The following is a 3,253-nucleotide window of genomic DNA, read 5'->3' as shown; positions in this document are numbered from 1 at the left end:
GTCGAACTCGTCCGTGTCGCCCGGCTCGACCCGCGCGCCGATCCGCCGCAGGGCGCGGGAGATCGGGGTGCCCTCGGGTGGGGACGGCTCGAACTCGCCGCTGCTGAGCGGGCCGAGGACGATCCGGCCGTTCGACCAGACGGCGGCGCGCTGGGTGCCGCTGCCGCCGAAGTAGTCGGCCTCGACGCGGGCGATCGGCTCGGCCTTGGACCAGGCGGCGAGCCGGAGTTCGAAGCCGTCCGAGTGCCCGCCGAAGCCGGCGCCATCGCCGGACTTCGACCCGGCTTCGCCGCCCTGGAGCGCCGCGAGGACGGCGGGGGTGACCGGGATGAGGGCCAGCCCCTGCGCCAGCGGTACGACCCGGGCCGCCGGGACCTCCGCCGCCGCCACCGTCAGCAGCTCCAATGTGCCTATCAGCGCCTGGAGTTCATACGACATGCCGGACATGCTGGCTCACTGCACCGACAGTCGGCCCGGAATTTATGATTCCGTGCCCGGTCGGAGACCGTAGAGCAGGGTGAAGAGGGTCACGTCCATCGCATCCTCGGCCGTACTCGGCCCCTCTTCGCTCAGTTCGTCGAGGATTTCGGACAGTTGTGAACGCAGCCGGTCCAGCCGCTCCGGGCTGAGCCGTACCGAGAAGTTGGCGAAGAGGCCGGGCGGGGTGCCCGGGCCGTCCTTCGGAGTGCTGAAGTCCAGCCGCCCGTCGGCGATCCGGGCCCGGAAGTCGGCGCGCACCTGGTCCATCGCGGCCAGCATGGCGTCGTACGCCTCGGAGCGGGCCGGCGAGTCGGCGGTGAACATCTCCGGGGCGAGCCGGATCGACTCCTGGGCGATCCGGTACCGGCTCTCCACGATGCCGGAGACCAGCCGGGTGCCGGCCACCAGGACCAGCCCGGCCTTCTCCAGCTGCTTGATGTGCCGGTAGAGCTTGGTCTGCGGCTCGCCGAGCTCGGCGGCGAGCTCCTTGGCCGTCAGCGGGCGGTCCTCGGATGACTTCAGGGCGCCGAGGATGGCCAGGCGCAGGGGGTCGGCCAGTGCCTTGAGCACCGCGACGTCGGCCACCTGTCGTTCCTTGACCCAGGTGGCGGGCTGCTCGCCGCCGTCGGCGGGTTCCGGTTCGTGCTCGACCACGGGCCCACCCTTCCAGATCCGTCGCGCCATCCGCAATCACGAGCCGATGAGCACTCACTCTTGCGCCACCAATCACGCTTACGCCATCATTCACTTAAACGTGAATGATGGCAGAGATCGCCAACGATGGCGTTGATCGCGAACAGTGGGGGCGGACATGACGGACCAGGCGACTACCCCGACGGCGGCGGAGCACCCGGCCACGGCACCGGCGGAACCCGGGCCGGCCGCCCCGCCGCCGCCCGTACCGCTGCGGCGCAACCTGCGGTTCCAGGCCCTGTGGGCCGGCCAGGCCTCCGCCACCCTCGGCATGGTGGTCGGCGACACCGCCTTCCCGCTGCTGGTCCTCGCGCTCACCGGCTCCTCCACCGCCGCCGGGGCCTTCGGCGCCGTCCAGATGGCCGCCACCCTGCTGCTGGGCGTCCACGGCGGCGTGGTCGCCGACCGGCTCGACCGCCGCAAGGTGCTGATCGCCTCCGACGCCACCCGGCTGCTCGCCCTCGCCAGCGTCCCGGCGGCCATGGCCTTCGGCCGACCGAGCCTGCTCCACCTGCTGCTGGTCGCCGCCGCCATCGGCGCGACCGTCGCCTACAGCGGCCCGATCCGGCTGCTCGCGCTGCGCTCGGTGGTCGCGCCGGAGCAGCTGCCCCAGGCGCTGGCCCAGGACGAGGCCCGGATGAGCGGCGCCGCCCTGGCCGGGCCGCCGCTGGCCGGGTTCCTGTTCGGGCTCGGCCGCTCCGTCCCCTTCCTCGGCGCCGCGTTCGCCTCCCTGCTCGCGCTGACCGCCGCCTTCGCGGTGCGCTTCCCCAGCCCGAACCAGCCCGAGAAGACGGAGAAGACGGAGAAGAGGGAGAAGACGGAGAGGACGGGGGAGACGGAGAGGACGGGGGAGCCCGGAGGGCCCGGAGAGCCCGGCAAGCGCGCCGGGGACGGCGCCCTGGCCGGCTTCCGCGTCCTCGCCGCCTCCCCGCTGCTGCGGCCCGCCCTGGCCGTCCTGCTGGTGATCAACCTGACCGGCGCCGCGCTGCTGCTGCCCGTCATGGTGCTGCTGCGCGAGCACGGCACCGGCAGCACCGGGATCGGCCTGGCGCTGGCCGGCGAGGCGGTCGGCGCGCTGGCCGGAACGGCCCTGGTCTCCCGGATGCACCGGCTGGCCGGCCCCGGCGTCCTGCTGCTGGCGGTGGCCTGGACCTCCGTACCGGTGCCGCTGGCGCCGCTGCTGCCCGGCGGGGCGCCCACCGTCTTCGCCGCGCTGTTCGTAGTCGGCGTGGGCGTGCCGGCCCTGCGGGTGATGCTCGACCTGCTGGTCATCCGGCAGGTGCCGGACGCGCTGCGCGGCCGGGTGATCGCGGCGACCATGACGCTGCTCACCGCCGGCATGCCCGCCGGGGCCTTCGCCAGCGGCCTGCTGCTGGACCACCTCTCCCCCACCACCGCGCTGACCGCGATCAGCGCCCTGCTCGCCGCCGCCCTGCTGCCCGCGACCGCGAGCCGTACGCTGCGTCGCGCCACCTGGCCCGCCACCGCACCGGCCGCCCCGCAGGACTGACCTCCGATCACCGGCCCTCCGATCACCCACACGGTCCACGCCGCATGCGGCGGCCCCGGCAGCCGGGTGAACTGGCCCGGTACGGCCCGCCTCCGGCGAAGCCCCCGGAGGCGGGCCCCGCCGTACCGGAGGAGGAGGAACCGCATGGGCTCCACGGACGCGTCCCCTCCCGACCGGGGGAAGCCCTCCTCGCAGTTCGGCAGCGGCATCGGCAGCGTCTGGTCGCACATCGGGATCGTCGGCGGCGGTCCGTCGGCCCTCGGTCTGCTGGTCCCCTTCCTCTTCCTGCGGCTGCACAGGAGGCGGACGAGCTCCGCGACGACGAGCTCCGCGACGACGGAATCCGCGACACCGAAGGAGGCACCGCATGGCCGACACCACCGACACCACCGACACCACCGACGAGCTCGCCCGCCGAATAGCCGAGTTGATGCCACGAGCGAAGGCCGACCTGGCCGAGCTGGTGGCCCTCCCGTCCGTCGCCGACCCCCGGCAGTACCCGCCGGAGAAGTGCCGGGAGGCCGCCGAGTGGGTCGCCGCCGCCTTCACCGAGACCGGCCTGCGCGACGT

2 protein-coding genes and 2 pseudogenes are annotated in these 3,253 nt (G+C 73.9%); 2 read left to right on the top strand and 2 right to left on the bottom strand.

Translation table 11 applies throughout. The features are described from left to right. A pseudogene (locus J0670_RS33820) lies at positions 1-438 on the bottom strand (hypothetical protein); the annotation flags it as partial. 42 nt (positions 439-480) lie between these two features. After that, positions 481-1,134 carry a helix-turn-helix domain-containing protein gene (locus J0670_RS33815; protein WP_207816133.1) on the bottom strand — a complete coding sequence of 218 codons (654 nt, stop codon included), beginning with the start codon at positions 1,132-1,134 and terminating at the stop codon, positions 481-483. Positions 1,135-1,291: 157 nt separating this feature from the next. Between J0670_RS33815 and J0670_RS33810 the strand changes: the two genes are divergently transcribed. Together J0670_RS33810 and J0670_RS33805 are read left to right on the top strand one after the other, a co-directional pair. Beyond that, the gene (locus J0670_RS33810) at positions 1,292-2,683 is read left to right on the top strand and encodes an MFS transporter (RefSeq protein ID WP_207816131.1); all 1,392 of its coding nucleotides are present in this window, start codon (positions 1,292-1,294) and stop codon (positions 2,681-2,683) included. 367 nt (positions 2,684-3,050) lie between these two features. After that, a pseudogene (locus J0670_RS33805) lies at positions 3,051-3,253 on the top strand (dipeptidase); the annotation flags it as partial.

This window comes from Streptomyces sp. FH025, assembly GCF_017427025.1.
Classification (GTDB): domain Bacteria; phylum Actinomycetota; class Actinomycetes; order Streptomycetales; family Streptomycetaceae; genus Kitasatospora.
This window is presented reverse-complemented; position numbering and strand designations above follow the sequence as displayed.